At 63.2% G+C, this 15,831-nt stretch carries 12 protein-coding genes; all 12 read right to left on the reverse strand.

Annotation, left to right across the window (positions count from 1 at the left end; all coding sequences use genetic code 11):
* Positions 1 to 4: 4 nt before the first annotated feature.
* The 12 genes from CN673_RS18280 to CN673_RS18335 all read right to left on the reverse strand — a co-directional run bounded on the left by CN673_RS18280 (position 5) and on the right by CN673_RS18335 (position 15,687).
* Positions 5 to 1,540, reverse strand: a complete 1,536-nt coding sequence (locus CN673_RS18280) for a Re/Si-specific NAD(P)(+) transhydrogenase subunit alpha (protein WP_099867851.1) — start codon at positions 1,538 to 1,540, stop codon at positions 5 to 7.
* Positions 1,541 to 1,641: 101 nt separating this feature from the next.
* Entirely contained in the window at positions 1,642 to 3,354 is a 1,713-nt protein-coding gene (locus CN673_RS18285) for a dihydroxy-acid dehydratase (protein ID WP_099867852.1), read from the reverse strand.
* Positions 3,351 to 4,805, reverse strand: a complete 1,455-nt coding sequence (locus CN673_RS18290) for an NAD-dependent succinate-semialdehyde dehydrogenase (RefSeq protein ID WP_099867853.1) — start codon at positions 4,803 to 4,805, stop codon at positions 3,351 to 3,353. Before CN673_RS18290 ends, CN673_RS18285 begins: the two co-directional genes overlap by 4 nt.
* Positions 4,806 to 4,819: 14 nt before the next feature.
* Positions 4,820 to 6,709 carry a thiamine pyrophosphate-dependent enzyme gene (locus CN673_RS18295; RefSeq protein ID WP_198586054.1) on the reverse strand — a complete coding sequence of 630 codons (1,890 nt, stop codon included), beginning with the start codon at positions 6,707 to 6,709 and terminating at the stop codon, positions 4,820 to 4,822.
* Entirely contained in the window at positions 6,702 to 8,216 is a 1,515-nt protein-coding gene (locus CN673_RS18300) for a tripartite tricarboxylate transporter permease (protein WP_099867855.1), read from the reverse strand. Before CN673_RS18300 ends, CN673_RS18295 begins: the two co-directional genes overlap by 8 nt.
* A gap of 10 nt (positions 8,217 to 8,226) precedes the next feature.
* Positions 8,227 to 8,736, reverse strand: coding sequence for a tripartite tricarboxylate transporter TctB family protein (locus CN673_RS18305; RefSeq protein WP_157928944.1), 510 nt, complete (start codon positions 8,734 to 8,736; stop codon positions 8,227 to 8,229).
* A 28-nt stretch (positions 8,737 to 8,764) separates the two neighbouring features.
* Entirely contained in the window at positions 8,765 to 9,727 is a 963-nt protein-coding gene (locus CN673_RS18310; RefSeq protein ID WP_245409987.1) for a Bug family tripartite tricarboxylate transporter substrate binding protein, read from the reverse strand.
* Positions 9,728 to 9,813: 86 nt separating this feature from the next.
* Complete coding sequence (locus tag CN673_RS21485) at positions 9,814 to 10,824, reverse strand: xanthine dehydrogenase family protein molybdopterin-binding subunit (protein WP_099867857.1); 1,011 nt, start codon at positions 10,822 to 10,824, stop codon at positions 9,814 to 9,816.
* Positions 10,824 to 12,704, reverse strand: coding sequence for a molybdopterin-dependent oxidoreductase (locus tag CN673_RS21490; RefSeq protein ID WP_099867858.1), 1,881 nt, complete (start codon positions 12,702 to 12,704; stop codon positions 10,824 to 10,826). The genes CN673_RS21485 and CN673_RS21490 overlap by 1 nt, the downstream gene beginning before the upstream one ends.
* The gene (locus CN673_RS18325) at positions 12,697 to 13,614 is read right to left on the reverse strand and encodes an FAD binding domain-containing protein (RefSeq protein ID WP_099867859.1); all 918 of its coding nucleotides are present in this window, start codon (positions 13,612 to 13,614) and stop codon (positions 12,697 to 12,699) included. The genes CN673_RS21490 and CN673_RS18325 overlap by 8 nt, the downstream gene beginning before the upstream one ends.
* A gap of 24 nt (positions 13,615 to 13,638) precedes the next feature.
* A complete protein-coding gene (locus CN673_RS18330) occupies positions 13,639 to 14,802 on the reverse strand; it encodes a zinc-dependent alcohol dehydrogenase (protein WP_099867860.1) in 1,164 nt (387 codons plus the stop codon).
* Between the two features lie 39 nt (positions 14,803 to 14,841).
* The gene (locus CN673_RS18335; protein ID WP_099867861.1) at positions 14,842 to 15,687 is read right to left on the reverse strand and encodes an IclR family transcriptional regulator; all 846 of its coding nucleotides are present in this window, start codon (positions 15,685 to 15,687) and stop codon (positions 14,842 to 14,844) included.
* Between the last annotated feature and the right edge of the window lie 144 nt (positions 15,688 to 15,831).

Raw genomic sequence — 15,831 nt, forward strand, 5'->3', positions numbered from 1 at the left:
GGTCTCAGTCCTTCCTGAACATGTTGAGCATCCGCCGGGTGACATAAAAGCCGCCGGCGATGTTGATGGAGGCGATCAGGGCCGCCAGCACCGCGAGTGCCACGACAAGCCCGGACGGTGCGCTCATCTGCAAGAGCGCGCCAAGCACGATGATGCCTGAGATCGCGTTTGTGACGCTCATCAGGGGCGTATGCAGCGCGGGCGTCACATTCCAGACCACTTGGTAGCCGACGAAGCAGGCAAGCACAAAGACGGTGAAACGCGCCACGAACTCGGCCGGTGCGAAGAGGCCGATCAGCGCAAGCAGAGCCGCACCTGCGAGAAAGAACGGCAGCGAACCGGCCTTCTTCTCAGACGCCGGCGAAGTCGCCGCGGCTGCCGGTTTCTTCTTCGGTTGCGCGATCGCGCGAACCTTTGGGGGCGGTGGCGGCCATGTGACGGCGCCATCCTTGACGACGGTTGCGCCGCGAATGACGTCATCGTCCATGTTGACCACTGGCGTGCCGTCTTTCGACGGGGTCAGGTCGTCCATCATGTGACGCAGATTGGTGGCGTAGAGCGCCGAGGCCTGTGCGGCCATGCGGCTTGGATAGTCGGTGAAGCCGACGACCTTCACGCCATTGTCCGTCTCCACGATGGTTCCGGGCTGGGTCAGCTCGCAATTGCCGCCCTGCTCGGCGGCAAGGTCGACGACGACCGAACCGGGTTTCATCGCACGCACCATTTCGGCGGGCCACAGCTTCGGCGCCGGGCGGCCGGGGATGAGCGCCGTGGTGATGACGATATCGACCTCTGGCGCCTGAGCGGCAAAGAGCTCCATCTCCTTGGCGATGAATTCGGGGCTCGCAGGCTTGGCATACCCGCCCTCGCCCGAGCCATCCTCCTCGAAATCGAGCATCAGGAAGGTCGCGCCCATGGACTCGATCTGCTCGGCGACTTCCGGACGAACGTCGAAGGCACGAACCATGGCACCGAGCGCCTGCGCGGTACCGATTGCCGAAAGACCAGCAACACCCGCGCCGATGACAAGGACCTTTGCCGGCGGCATCTTGCCCGCCGCCGTGATCTGGCCGGTGAAAAAGCGGCCGAAATTGTTGCCCGCCTCGATGACGGCCCGATAGCCGGCGATGTTCGCCATCGAGCTGAGGGCATCCATCTTCTGCGCGCGGCTGATGCGCGGCACGGCATCCATCGCGATCACCGTCGCGTTGGTTGCCGCCAGGCGGTCCAGGAGCGCTGCGTCATGGGCAGCCCCGATGAAGCTGATCAAGGTCTTGTCCGCCGTAAGCCGGTTGATCTCGTCCTCCGCCGGCGGCCGCACCTTGAGAATTATGTCGGCCTCGCGCCAGAGGCGCGTCGCATCGGCGACGACGGTGACGCCCGCCTCGCGATAGGCATCGTCCTTGAAGTCGGCGGCGATGCCGGCCCCCTCCTCGATGAGGCACTCATAGCCGAGTTTGGCGAGCCGCATGGCGCTCTCCGGCGTCATCGCCACGCGCCGCTCGCCGTCGAGCGTCTCCTTCGGCGTTCCGATCTTCATTTCCCTCTCCTCTTGCGCACGGCTTCGCCGCCGGGGCGAACTGCCCCGCGCTCAACCGGATGGCTGCATCTTGATCTGGACCGGCTCTCCCGCCGGCGTTGTCAGGCCTTTACAGGCTGCATGATCTCGAAATCACACCCCTCGTCGGCCTGAAGAACCTGTTCGGCGTAAATCCGGTCATACCCCCGACGCTCGGAAGCCGGTTGCACGCTTGGCTTGAACGCGACCTTGCGTCGCTGAAGTTCTTCATCGTCGACCAGAAGGGAGATCGTCTTGTCCTTGACCGACAGCTTGATGCGATCACCGGTGCGCACCAGGGCCAACGGCCCACCGACGGCCGCTTCCGGCGCGACGTGCAGGACGATGGTGCCGAAGGCCGTACCCGACATGCGCGCATCCGAAACGCGGATCATGTCCCTCACACCCTTGGAAGACAGCTTCTTGGGGATCGGCAGGTAGCCGGCTTCGGGCATGCCGGAGTCACTGCGGGGCCCGGCGTTCTGCAACACGAGGATATCGTCGGCCGCGACATCGAGATCGGGATCGTCGATCCGTTCTGACAGGTCCGCGAGCGAATTGAAGACGATCGCCCGACCTTCCTTCTCGAACAAGGAGCGGTCGGCAGCCGAGCGCTTCAGGATGGCGCCGCGGGGTGCCAGGTTGCCGAACAGCGCAACGAGCCCGCCTTCCTCTTCGAGCGGCGCTTCGGCGCTGGCGATGACCTTGCGATCGACATAGCCCGCGTCTTCGGCAAGGCGGTCGCCCAGCGTGTCGCCGGTGACCGTGCGGCAATCGAGATGCAGCAGCGGCTTCAATTCACGCAGGACGGCGCCGACGCCGCCGGCGAAGAAGAAATCCTCCATATAGTTCGAGCCGACCGGTTTGAGATTGACGAGCACCGGCGTCTCGTCGGAGAGCGCATTAAGCCGCTCCAGCGATACGGCGATGCCGAGCCGTCCCGCGATCGCCGTCAGGTGAATGATCGCGTTGGTCGAGCCGCCGAGAGCCAGCAGAACGCGCAATGCGTTCTCCACCGACTTTTCGGTGATGATCTCGCTCGGCCGGATCGGGTTGTCGATCATCCGGGCGGCAGCCAGCCCGGTCGCTTCGGCGGCACGCAATCGATCGGCATGAACCGCCGGGATCGCCGCCGTTCCGGGCAAGGACATGCCAAGTGTTTCGGCGATGCAGGCCATCGTCGAGGCGGTGCCCATGACCGCACAGGTCCCCGCCGTCGTCGCCAGCCGTCCCTCGATATCGTTGATCTGTTCCGTCGACACCTCACCAGCGCGATATTTACCCCAGAACCGGCGGCAATCGGTGCACGCGCCGAGACGCTCCTCGCCATAGCGGGACGTCATCATCGGACCGGCAACGATCTGGATCGCAGGAAGATCGGCCGAGGCCGCACCCATCAACTGGGCCGGGACGGTCTTGTCGCACCCGCCCATCAGCACGACCGCATCCATCGGCTGGGCGCGGATCATCTCCTCCGTATCCATCGACATGAGGTTGCGGAACTTGAGACTGGTGGGGCTGAGAAAGACCTCACCGAGCGAAATCGTCGGAAACTCGATCGGCAGCCCCCCGCCGAGAAGCACGCCGCGCTTTACTGCCTCGAGCATTTCGGGGAAGTGGCGGTGACAGTTGTTGAAACCGGAAAAGCTGTTGGCGATGCCAACGATCGGCTTTTTAAGGACCTCCCGCGAGTATCCCATCGACGCGGCGAACGAATTGCGCAGATAGACCGAGAAATCCTTGTCGCCATAGTTCGTGAGCCCCCTTGCGAGCCCGCGCGCGTCCTGCTCACTCATGCGTCCGCCCGATCTTCCAGCTTGATCTTCACATACTTCGTTTCAAGGTAGTCCTTGATGCCGAACGAGCCACCTTCCCGGCCCATGCCGCTCTCCTTGATGCCGCCGAACGGCGCCTCGGCCGTCGCCAGAAGCATCTCATTGACCCCGACCATGCCGACCTCGAGATCCTCATAGGCTCGGGTGGAGGTCTTCAGGTCGTTGGAGAATACGTAACCTGCAAGGCCGAACGGCAGCGCATTCGCCCGTTCCATGACCTCATCATAGCTGGTGAAGGACGTAAGCGGCGCCACCGGTCCGAACGGCTCCTCAACCATGATGCGCGCATCGTCCGGGACCCGACCGAGCACGGTCGGCTCGAAGAAGAAGCCGCGATTGGCTTCAGCCGGCACATTGCCGCCCGCCAGGACCTCCGCCCCACGTTTGCGGGCGTCTTCGACAAGGTCCTTAATCGTTTCGAGGCCACGGCGATTGGCAAGCGGTCCCATCTGGACGCCCTCGTCCATGCCGCGGCCGACTTTCAGCGATTTGGCCACTTCGGCGAAACGCTCGGCGAAGGCATCGTATTTCGACTCGTGAACATAAAACCGGGTCGGAGAAATGCACACCTGGCCGCAGTTGCGGAACTTGGTGTTGGCGCAGACCTCCGCGACCTTGCGGGCATCGACGTCGTCGAAAACGACCACGGGTCCATGACCGCCAAGTTCCATCGACACCTTCTTCACCCCATCAGCGGCCAGGTGCAGGATCTGCTTGCCGACTGGCACCGAACCGGTGAGCGACACCTTGCGCACGATCGGAGAAGCGATCAGGCGTTTGGCGATCAGGTCGGAATTGCCGGTGAGGTAGTTGACGACGCCCTTGGGAATGCCAGCATCATGGCAGGCTTGGACGAGCGCCGCGCACGAGCCCGGCGCTTCCCCCGCCGGCTTGACGATGATGCTGCAACCGGCACCGAGCGCCGCCGCAATCTTGCGCGCCGGCAGCAATGCCGGAAAGTTCCAGGCCGAAAAGGCCGCCACGACGCCCACCGGCTGGTGGATCACAGCCATGCGGCTTTCAGCCGTGCGGCTCTCGATGATCTGACCGTATATGCGCTTGGTTTCCTCGGCGTACCACTCGAACTGATCGGCTGCGGCGTTGGTCTCCCCCTTTGCCTCGGCGATAGGCTTTCCGGTCTCCAGCGACATGACGGTCGCGATCGCATCGACCCGATCGCGGATCAGATCCGAAGCCTTGCGAAGCAACTTGCCGCGCTCCCAGGGGCCGACCTTGCGCCAAGTCGCAAAACCGGCACTCGCCGCGTCGAGCGCCGCATTGATGTCACCTTCGCCGGCCGCCGCGATGGAACCGAGGGTTTCCTCGGTGGCGGGATCGGTCACCGTGCGGGTGGCACCGTCATGCGCGCCGCGCCATGCGCCGTCGATATAGAGTTCGAGATCACGATACATAATTCTGTCCGTCTTCAGATGGTCTGTTCAAGATAGCGGGCCTGGACATCGTCCACCCAATTGCCGACGTTCCACGAACCGTAGGCCCCCATTTCGGCGATCGGATCGCGGCCTGCATAGACCGGGATATGGACGAGCGACAGCCCATCGTGGGCATGAGCGGCCTCAAGTGCCGCTTCCAGTTCCCCCCGGCTGGTTCCGCCGTGAAGGGCTTTCACCCCGCTGACCGCGCCGGCAAGTGCCACATAGTCGACGGCGACGCTGTCGTTGGTGCGGAACTCCTGGCCATACTGGGCATACTGCAAGCTCGTGATCGCGGCCATCCGCCGATTGTCGAAGAGTGCGATCATGCCTTTGACGCCATGCTCGACGGCATCGATCAGAATTTGCGGGTTCATCATGAACGAGCCGTCGCCGGTGAACGCGATCCCGTATCGGGGATTCTCGACGCCTGCCGACCCGAGGAGGGCCGAGCCGGCAAAGCCCATGTAGGATGCGCCCGTTTCGGTGAAGGTCTCGCCGACGGCATCGTCCTCCACGATCTGGAAGCCGTTCGCCTGGACGTCGCCGGCATCGAAGAACTTCGCCGCGCCGATGCGCTTGGCGAAGGTTGCGACCGTGTGGATCGCCGCGGGCTGCGTGAGGACGGAGCACTGCCAGACGTCGTCGGCGATCGGCTTGGCGGTAACGCGCTGTTCCTTCCACACCCGCCACTCGCGCTTCTTCTCCGCGCAAGCCGGCAGCCAGCGATCGATGACAGCTTCCCGAGCCTCCCCCGAAAGGCGGGCGACCAGACGGTCGGTGACCGCTGAAAGATCCCCCGGCAGAGCGAGCGTGTTGGCGTAGTGCGTGACGTCGGCGATATCACCGTTGATGTTGATAACCGCCTTGGCATTGGGATAGCCGATGCCCGAGCAATCGGCCTGGCACACGCCGCGCGAACCCATGAAGATGACGAGTTCGGCGTTCTCCATGGCAAAGTTGCCGCTGATCGACCCCTTCGATCCGCCGACATGCATGTTTTGCGGATGCGCGTCGGGCAGCACACCGGTCGAGCCGGGCGACAGGACGACGGCCGCCCCGCTTGCTTCGGCCAGCGAGCGCACTGCGTCGCCATGAGCGCGCGTGCCGCCGCCGGCCTTGATGACGACCTTGTCATATAGCCCGATGAGCCGGGCGGCCGCGTCATAAGGTGCCTCGTCGGCGGGCGCGACCGCGGGCAGCGCCATGCGGGCAGGCAGCGTATCGATATTGACGCTTGCCATCTGCGGCTGCGTGTTGATCGGCAGCATGATGAAGAAGGGGCCCGGACGATAGGGATGATGAACGCAGTTCGTGCCGCGGCGCATGCATTCGCGCAGCGATTCCGGCGTGTGCAGCGTGTGCGATTGTCCCATCAGCGCGGTGATCTTTCCGAAAATGCCCTGCTCGGGCTTCGGCACCTGCTGCATGTTGTAGCCTTCGCCGCGCGTCGTCTCATCGCCGTAGATGTGATAGACGCCGATGCCATTCGACGCGGCCGCGAGCGAGCCGGCCATGGCCTGCAGACCGCCCGGACCGATCGATGTCACGACGGCGGGTGTACGCCCATACTGCCAGGCATGGGCGGTCGCCGCATGTGCCATCTCCACCTCGTTGCGGCAATTGACGACGCTCACCGCACCTTCCTCGCAGTAGATGCGGAGCACCTCGCCGAGATCGGTCGATCCATGGCCGAAGATCGCGAAATAGTGCGTCACGCCCTGCTTCAGGAGCGCCACGACAAGCGCCTCCGACAATGTCATCTCCACCGGTCCGCGCTCGCCGGTCGAAGCGAAGGCGGCATTCACGTCAGGGCTTTTGGCGAGAAGCTTGGCGCGCCGCCGCATGGTCATCTCCGGACCCTGTTGATCACTCTTAAGCATTGCTGGTTCCAACTGCTGCGTTCTTGGATTTTTTCCGGAAGAATTCGCCCGATAGCTGCAGACCGACGATCAACAGCGCAAGGGCGAAGAAGACGAGTGCCGTCGGCGACGTGTAGAAGATCGCGAAATCGCCGCCCGAAAGATTCATGGCCGTGCGGAACTCGCTTTCCAGGATCGGGCCGAGCACGAGTCCGAGGATGATCGGCGTTGCCGGGATGTCGGCCTTGATCAGCCCATAGGCCAGCAACCCGACGATCGCCATCGTGTAGACATCGAAGATGCTGTTTCGGACCGAGAATGCGCCGATGCCGCAAAGCACGATGACGACAATCGCCATCAGCCGCGGCGGGACACGCAGGACATGCACGAATAGCCGGATGCCCAGCAACTGCATGACGAGGATCGCCACATAGGCGACCACGATGGAGATGTAGATCCCATAGACTTCGGTCTGGTTGGTCATGAACAGGGCAGGACCGGGAACAATGCCGTGAATCTGCAGGCCGGCAAGCACGATCGCGGTAGCCGGGTCGCCTGGAATGCCCAGCGCCAACAGGGGAATCATGGTCCCGCCCGTGACCGCATTGTTGGCCGTTTCGGGCGCGATGACGCCCTTGATGTTGCCTCGGCCGAATGTCTTCGGCTCCTTGGAGAACCGCTTGGCGTGATCGTAGGCGAGAAAGGCCGCGATGGGTCCGCCGGTACCGGGAATGGCGCCGATGCCGGTGCCGAGGAATGCGCAGCGGATCATCAGCCAGAGATTTGCGAACATCAGCCGGAACGACGGCAGTTCCGCCCGCACGTCGGTCGCCTGCGCCGGCGGCTTGATGCCGCGACGGTGTTCGTCGAAGACCTGGATAACGAAAGGCACAGCGAAAAGGCCGATCATGGCGACCAGGAGATTGATCCCCTGCAGCATGTTGGTCGAGCCGAATGTCAGCCGCTGGACGCCGTCAAACGCATCGAGACCAATGGTCATGAGCATCAGGCCGATGACCCCGGCGATCAGGCCGCGCAGGAGCGATCGGCCGGCCATGCCGCAGATCGTGGACAGACCGAAGACCACGAGCGCGAATATCTCGGCGGGCCCGAAGGTGATTGCCACCTTGGAAACGAGTTGAACGGCGACAACCATGACGACGAGACTGAATATGCCGCCGAAGACGGAGACGATGACGGCCATGCCAAGCGCCAGTGAGGCGCGGCCGTTCTTGGCCATCGGATAGCCATCGAAAACGGTGGCCGCGGCGGACGGCGTGCCGGGAATGCCCAATAGGATCGCGGAAACGGAGCCGCCCGTCATGCCACCGATATAGGTGCCGAGAAGCAGGCCGATCGCGGAAATGGAGTCGAGGTTGAAGGTCAGCGGCAGTGCAAGCGCCAGCGCGACGGTGAATGTCAGGCCGGGAATGGAGCCGAAGATGAGGCCGATCAGGGAACCGAGCCCAATGGCACCAAGCACTTCGGGCTGGAGTGTCATGATCGCGGCGTTGAGAAACTGGTCCATGATCGCCTCCTCAGCCCAGATTGATCCAGGTGCCGTTGGCGAGATAGACGCCAAGCAGCTTGCCGAAGATGAGCCAGCACATGACCGCCACACCGACGCTCATGCCGACGATGCGCAGCGGCGATCGTTCACCCGCGCAGGTCACCATGATCGACGCCACGACGACGACCGTGGAAAGCAGGAAGCCGAGCTTCTGCATCAAGAACGCGTAGGCGATCATATGCGCGAATGTCAGGAAAACGGTGAGCCATCCGACGCTTCCGCCAGTTGAACTGTCCTCCGGTTCGGCATCGTCGATCGGCAGGTCGGCCTCGACGGCCGGCGTTCCAGTGAATGCCTTGATGATCATGACCGCCGAAAGGATCGACAGCAGGGCGCCGAGCAGCAGAGGAAAGGCGCGGGGACCAACGTCCCCGCCTCCCGTACCGGGCGGGATCGTCCGCCAGACCAAAACACACCAGACGAGTCCTGCGGAAAGCAGCACCGCGCCCACGAAAGCGTCTTGCATCTTCTGCGGCATCATCATCCTCCCGCTCACGCGCTCAGCTTCAGTTGGTCATGCCAAGTTCTTGCAGAAGCGACGCGTAGAAGGCGTCGTCCTCAGCTATGACTTCACCAAATTCGGCATGGCCCTTGAAGGACGGCTCGAAGCCGATGTTCTGGGCAGCGGACTGGAACTTCTCCGATTCCACGGCGCTCTTCGCCGCTTCCTCGAGTTTCACGATGACCTCTTCCGGGGTTCCCTTGGGGACGGCGATGCCACGCCACATCGAGATGTCGACATCAAAGCCCTGCGCCTGCGCGGTTTCGACATCCGGCAGCACGCTCACCGGGTCGGCACCCGTCGAGGCAATCACCGAAAGATCGCCGGATTCCACATAGGACAGGAACTGGCCCGGCCACTGAATGGCCGCATCGATTCGACCCGCGAGCAGTTCGACCGGCGCTTTGCCATCACCATAGGAGATGTAGTTCATCTGGTCGCCGATCCCCATCGCATTGAACAGCGCAACGGAGGTCAGGTGGGTGAACGAACCCTTGCCGGAAATCCCGATATTGTAGGTCTCGCCACTTTCCTTCACCGCGGCGGCCATTTCCTCAAGATTGGTCCAGCCCTTGTCCGCGCTGACCGCCAGCACCGGCACTTCGACCGAGATCTGCGCGACCGGATCGAAGGCTTCGTAATTGAAGGGGAGCGTGCCGAGGTGGTAGCTCGTGTTGATGGAATTGGAGTTCCAGACGACGTTGTAACCATCCGGCCGCATCGACTGGACGTGGGCGTAGCCGATGGCGCCGCCACCGCCGGTGCGCGAGACCGGAACGACCGGACTGCCGAGCTCCTCGGCCATCAGTTCGGAAAGCAACTGAGCGATGGTGTTGGCGGTCCCGCCGAACAGCACGGTCATCTCCACCGGCTTTTCGGGATATTCGGCTTTGGCTGGCAGGCTGGCGCCCATGGCGAACACGGCCAATGCGGTGGCAAAGATACCACCCTTGCTAAGCGTAGACATCATTTCACTCCTCCCGTTGATGCTTTGCGGCTCATGCCGCGGCTAAACGTTTCCCCCGAACTCCCTCTCGAAGAATCGCGCCGTTATCAGCCCGTCATCTGCAGTGCGGCTGCTTCCTTCTCCTCGAGTGCCTTGAGAATGGCCTCCGGCGTCGCTGGCAGCGACGTGATGCGCACACCGATGGCGTCGTAGATCGCGTTCATGATCGCCGGCGCCGTCGGCACCAGGGCCGGCTCGCCGATCCCCTTGGCGCCGAGCGGGCTACGGGGATCGCGATCTTCGACAAGCTTCGTGTTGATCTGCGGGATGTCGAGCGAGGTCGGCAGGATGTATTTGGCGAAGCCGTGCGTCGTGGTGTGGCCCTTGTCCAGCTGATAATCCTCCATCAGCGCCTGCCCGAGCCCCTGAACGATGCCCCCTTCGATCTGACCCTCGACGCCGCGCGGATTGATGGCGCGGCCGACATCATGCACGGCCCACATGCCGAGTACCTGCACTTCGCCGGTCAGCGTATCGACCTCGACTTCTGCAACCTGACAGCCGAAGACATAAGCCTGCCAGGGCGCCCCTGAGCCGTCGACGGGGTCGAGACCGGTGCCATGCGCGGTGAAGGAGCCGGACCCGACCGGCACGACACCACGCTTCTTGCAAAGGTCGATGGCTTCCTCGACCGTCATGCGCTTGTTGGTGCCTTCGGCCCAGATCTCGCCGTCGAAGGCCTTGATGGTGCCGGCATCAACCTGCCAGTGATCGGCGAGCTCACGGTCGAGTTTCACCCGCGCATCGCGGCAGGCGATCGCCACGGAATTGCCGATCATGTAGGTCTGCCGCGTGGCGCCGGCATGCGCCGCTTCCGGCGAGCGCGCCGTGTCGTTGTCGCCGATCGTCACGTCTTCAGGCCGCACGCCGAGTTCCTCGGCCGCGATCTGCGCCAGCACCGTCAGGATGCCTTCGCCGATTTCGGTGACGCCGGTGACGACCTTGGCCGTGCCGCCGTCATCCATTTCCACCCATGCGCCTGCGCGGTCGATCGTCGCGGTGCGGGCGATGCCGTACCAGGATGCCGCCATGCCGCGGCCGCGTGCCCTGCGTGCCATCACGCCACCTCCTGCTTCTTGTCATCGACGATCTGGCGGAAGCGCGCGCCGAGCGTGCAGGACGCCCGCGTGTCCGGTCCGCCAAGGTCCGTGCGTGTCGCGCCGCGGCTGGTGGGCGCTCCCGTTTCCCATCGGCAGAAGGCTTCGGCCGTTTCCAGCACTTCCGCGATCGAGACCGTCTCCAGCTTCTGCTGTGTGTGCGTAAGGGAACCGATCTTCATCATGTTTCGGCGCCGGATTTCGAACGGGTCGAGTCCCAGCTTCTCCGCGCAGATATCGAGGTGCGATTCCGTCGCGAATTGCGCCTGCATCGCGCCGAAGGTCCTGAATGCCCCCGACGGCGTGTTGTTCGTGTAGATGCCATAGGTATCGATCTCGACATTGGCGAGGTCGTAGGGGCCCAGCGACAGGATCGCCGCCTTGCGCATGACGCCTTCCGTCGACATGCCATATGCGCCGCCATCGCTGATCATGCGGAACGAGACGGCGGTGATGCGTCCGTCGTTCTTGAGGCCCATCTTGTAGGTGACGCGCGAAGGATGGCGCTTCGCGGTCGAAAGGATGGACTCTTCGCGTGTGAAGACGAGCCGCACCGGCCGGCCGGTCTTCATCGCCGTCAGCGCCAGCATGCCCTGATAGATCATGTCTTCCTTGCCGCCGAAGCCGCCGCCGACCGGGCTCATGATGAACCGGACCTTGTTGATCGGCTTGTCGATGATGGTCGACAGCATGTGCCGGTGGTGGGTGATGTTCTGGCTCGGCGAGACCACCGTGACCACACCGTCGTGATCGACATACGCAAGCCCTGCCTCCGGCTCGAGATAGGCGTGTTCGACCTGCTGGGTCGAATAGCTGTTCTCGACGATGATATCGGCCGCAGCGAAGCCCGCCTCGACATCGCCCTTGCGAATGGGGATGTGCTTGACGACATTGTCCTGCGCATAATCGTGCACCACGACAGCGCCCGGCTGCATCGCCTCTTCCGGGTCGAAGACGCCCGGAAGTTCCTCGTATTCGACCTTTATCAGTGCGAGCGCCCGCCGGGCGATCTCGTGGGTTTCAGCTGAAACCGCAGCCACGGCCTCACCGACATAGCGAACCTTGTCGCGTGCCATGACCGGCTGATCGTGTACGAAGACCCCGAACCCATCCTTGCCGGGGACGTCCTTGTGGGTAATCACGCACTCGACGCCTTCGAGGGCCTCGGCGGCGGAAGTATCGATGGAAACGATCCGCGCATGCGGGTGGGGACTGCGCAGAACCTGCATATGCAGCATGTCCTGCATCACCATGTCGCCGGCGTATTTCAAGGCACCGGATACCTTGCTCGGCGCGTCGAGACGACGCACGTTGTTGCCGATATAGGACTCGCCCGCGCCATCGGGATCGAGTGCCGTCGCCGGCAGGCGCCCGTTCATCACGTCACGCGCCAATTCGACGGCTTCAAAGATCTTGGTGTAGCCGGTGCAACGGCAGATGTTGCCGCCGAGGCGTTCCTTGATCTCCTCGATATCGGCGTAGGGATTTTCGCGCAGCGCCGACGTCGCGGCCATCACCATGCCCGGAATGCAATAGCCGCACTGGCTGGCACCGGTCTTGTGGAAGGCCTGCTGCAGCGCCGTGAGTTCGCCGCGACCCGCCAGCCCTTCGACCGTCTGGATCTCTGCGCCATCGGCCTTGGCCGTCGGCATCAGGCAGGATTTCACGAGCTTGCCGTCGACGAACACGGAGCAGGTGCCGCACTCGCCCGCGCCGCACCCTTCCTTGGCGCCGGTCAGGTGCACTTCCTCGCGAAGAAAATCGAGCAGGCGGTACTGGCCGTTGATCGGCTTGGCGACCTTGCGGCCGTTGACGGTCATGTTCAGCATTGTGTCAGGCATGGGCTGCCTCCCTTTGCTCTTCGGTGGGCATCGGCGCGCCGCAGGCAACCAGCGCGTCCTCGATCGCCGCTTCCACAAATCCGCGCACCACGCGCTTGCGATATTCAACGCGTGACCGCGAGGCGACGCGATCGGCCGGGATGACGCTTGCCTCGGCAATGAGCCGGCGCGTGATCGCCTGCCCCTTCAACATGTCCTCGATATCGGTCAGCCGCACCGGCACCGGGCCGATGCCGCCAAGCGCGAGACGCACGTCCTCGAACGTGCGTCCGTCTGCGCTGGTCTTCACCAGAGCGACGGCAGACACCTTCGATATGACGAGAGACCGACGCTGACCGACCTTCTGGAACGATCCACCGTAGCCCTTCATGGACCGGCAGGTGACCGCGCAGATCAACTCACCCTTCTCGAGCCGGGTCTTCCCCGGACCGTGAACGAAGGCGTCGATGGAGATCGTGCGATAACGCACCTCGCCGTCAACCAGACGCGCGATCTCCACTTCCGCGTCCATCGCCAGAAGCGGCGGCGTGCCGTCGGCTGCAGGCGAAGCGTTGGCGATGTTGCCGGCGAGCGTTGCCTGTTCGCGCACCTGGTCGTCGGCAAACCAGATGGCGCAGTAAGGCATGCACGGCAGATGCGCCCTCAGCTCGTCGTCCTCCAGGAAGTCCTGGAAGACGACATTTGCGTTGAGGCGAACCTTGCCCTTGGCAATCTCGTAGCCGCGAAACTCATCGACGCGGCTGAGGTCGACGATGGTCGAGAAGTGGATGTCGCCGCCCCGCCCTTCGCGGGCATAGGGCACGACATCCGTCGCTCCCGCGATGATCTTGCCGTCTTCGGGCAGGCGCTCGATCATCTCGAGCGCCTCTCGCAGGTCCTTCGGGCATAGATAGTGATCGAAGGTGAACATCGGCACGCCTCCCTTTGATGCGGCCTATTCGGCTGCAAGCACCTGTTGCGCGGCATGCTTGTTGCGCACGACGACCTTGATCGCATCCTCGACGCGGTCCTTGGCGTAGCGCAGGGCTTCCGGCAGATCCTCCATGTCGAAGGTGTGCGTGTGGATCTTCGTGGCGTCGAAACGCTTCTGGCGCATGAACGCCTCGGCCCGGTGAGTGGCCGTCTTGCCTTCGCCGCGAATGCCGAAAACGTAGATGTTGTTGCGCACGAGATAGGCGACGTCGACCGGTACGGCGTCGCTCGGGAAGGCCGCGAGACAGATCTTGCCGCCGCGATTGAGCATCTGCGCCGCTTCGTTGACCGCGTTCGGCGCGCCCGAGCACTCGACGACATAGTCGACGCCCTTGCCGTCGGTCAGCTTGCGCACGGCCTCGACGGGGTCTTCATTGCGCACGTTGATCACATGATCGGCGCCGAGCTTCTTGCCGATCTCCAGCCGGTTGTCGCGCGTGCCGGTGAGAATGACCGGCTGGGCGCCCAGTGCTTTGGCGACGGCGGCGCCGAGAAGGCCGATCGGTCCGGGACCGCTGACGACGACGCTTTCCCCGGCAACGAGACCGCCGAGTTCGGTCAGGCCGTACATCGCCGTGCCTGCGGTGACGACCAGTGTGGCCTCCTCGTCGCTCATCTCGTCATGAACGTGCACGAGCGTGTTGATGTTGTTGACCTGGTATTCGCAGAACCCGCCATCGGTGGTGAAGCCGTTGGCCCGGTGACCCTTGTCTACGTCGCCGTAGTTCTTTCCGTAGTTGTGGCACGAGGTATACATACCCTGACGGCAGCGCTTGCACTGGCCGCAGCCGGCATGGATCTCGACCGTCACGCGCTCGCCGATCTCGTATTCGTCGACGCCCGGTCCGAGCGCGACGACGGTGCCCATATATTCATGGCCGGGCGTGAAATTCTTGTTGAAGGGCTTGCCGCCCTCGATCTGTGCGGGCGGGCCGTGGTGGATGATCTCCAGATCGGTGGCGCAGATGGCCACGGCATCGATGCGCACCAGCACTTCGGCCTTCTTGGGAGACGGCACGGCTTTGTCCACGAAGGTCAATTGGCCAGGATCGCCGAGAACCCAGGCCTTCATCGTCTCCGGAACCGGGTAGTCGGGGTGGGTCTTCACGCCTTCAGGCATAGCCATGGTTCTTGCTCCTCCAGATAGTGCAAACGGTTAAAGGTCTTAGAAATGTCCGACGCGCAGCCGGTCGGACAGCTTGCGCGCGCATTGCACGACCGCACGCGTCACGTGGGCACGGTAGTCGGCGCTGGCGCGGCTTTTCGGGATCGAAACGCTGATCGATCCGAGGACTGCTCCGGTCCCGTCGCGTAGCGCCGCCCCGTAGCAGATGACGTTGTTTTCCAGCTCCTCGTTGTCGACTGCAAAGCCCTGACGGCGAACGAGCCGCAACTCCTCGATCAGCGCCGAGAGCGAGGTGATGGTGTTGTCGGTGAACCCGGTCAGCCCGTTGTCGGACACGGCACGGGCCATTTCGGTTTCCGGCAGCCAGGCAAGAATCGCCTTGCCGGTGGCCGTGGCATGCGCCGCGCGCATTTTCTTGACCTCGTCGGGCTCGACGTGGGTTGGCATCATGGAGCCGAACTTGATCTGCGTGATGAGCGCGGAGCCGCGCAGCACCGCCATCTGAACACTCTCGCGCAGATTGGCATTGAGTTCCTGCAGGTCGGCATGCACGAAATTCAGAAGATCGAATTCGTGGTTGGCGAGATCTGCGAGATCGCTCAGCTTCGAACTGATCATGTAGCCGCGGCTGCGCCCGGCATGGATGACATAACCGCGTGCCACCAGCGTCGACACCAGATGGTGACAGGTCGATAGATTGAGGCCCGATGATCGGGCCAATTCGTTGAGGAGGATTGGATGATCCTTGCCGGCAAGGATTTCCAGGAGCGTCAACGCCCTGTCGACGGACTGGATCGTCCTGATCTCGCCGGCCTTGCGCGAGCGTACCTCGTCGGTGCGCCCGGTGGCCGGAACATCCTGCCGATCTGTCTCGCTCGCTGACACGGATACAATCTCCTCTACACCGCCAATCGTACGAACGATGTCGAATTTATGTCAAACGGAATTGAAATCGTCAAATTTGATTTGACGATGTGAAATTCACGCGATTGACGTCCACGCCCTCTCGCCTATGTTCTCGAACGAAAG

The sequence above is a fragment of the Neopararhizobium haloflavum genome (assembly GCF_002750855.1).
Taxonomy (GTDB): domain Bacteria; phylum Pseudomonadota; class Alphaproteobacteria; order Rhizobiales; family Rhizobiaceae; genus Georhizobium; species Georhizobium haloflavum.

Excerpts from the sequence above, each read along its gene's own strand:
- CN673_RS18280 (WP_099867851.1), bottom strand. The coding sequence starts at position 1,540 with ATGAAGATCGGAACGCCGAAGGAGACGCTCGACGGCGAGCGGCGCGTG.
- CN673_RS18285 (WP_099867852.1), bottom strand. The coding sequence starts at position 3,354 with ATGAGTGAGCAGGACGCGCGCGGGCTCGCAAGGGGGCTCACGAACTAT.
- CN673_RS18290 (WP_099867853.1), bottom strand. The coding sequence starts at position 4,805 with ATGTATCGTGATCTCGAACTCTATATCGACGGCGCATGGCGCGGCGCG.
- CN673_RS18295 (WP_198586054.1), bottom strand. The coding sequence starts at position 6,709 with ATGCTTAAGAGTGATCAACAGGGTCCGGAGATGACCATGCGGCGGCGC.
- CN673_RS18300 (WP_099867855.1), bottom strand. The coding sequence starts at position 8,216 with ATGGACCAGTTTCTCAACGCCGCGATCATGACACTCCAGCCCGAAGTG.
- CN673_RS18305 (WP_157928944.1), bottom strand. The coding sequence starts at position 8,736 with ATGCCGCAGAAGATGCAAGACGCTTTCGTGGGCGCGGTGCTGCTTTCC.
- CN673_RS18310 (WP_245409987.1), bottom strand. The coding sequence starts at position 9,727 with ATGTCTACGCTTAGCAAGGGTGGTATCTTTGCCACCGCATTGGCCGTG.
- CN673_RS21485 (WP_099867857.1), bottom strand. The coding sequence starts at position 10,824 with ATGGCACGCAGGGCACGCGGCCGCGGCATGGCGGCATCCTGGTACGGC.
- CN673_RS21490 (WP_099867858.1), bottom strand. The coding sequence starts at position 12,704 with ATGCCTGACACAATGCTGAACATGACCGTCAACGGCCGCAAGGTCGCC.
- CN673_RS18325 (WP_099867859.1), bottom strand. The coding sequence starts at position 13,614 with ATGTTCACCTTCGATCACTATCTATGCCCGAAGGACCTGCGAGAGGCG.
- CN673_RS18330 (WP_099867860.1), bottom strand. The coding sequence starts at position 14,802 with ATGGCTATGCCTGAAGGCGTGAAGACCCACCCCGACTACCCGGTTCCG.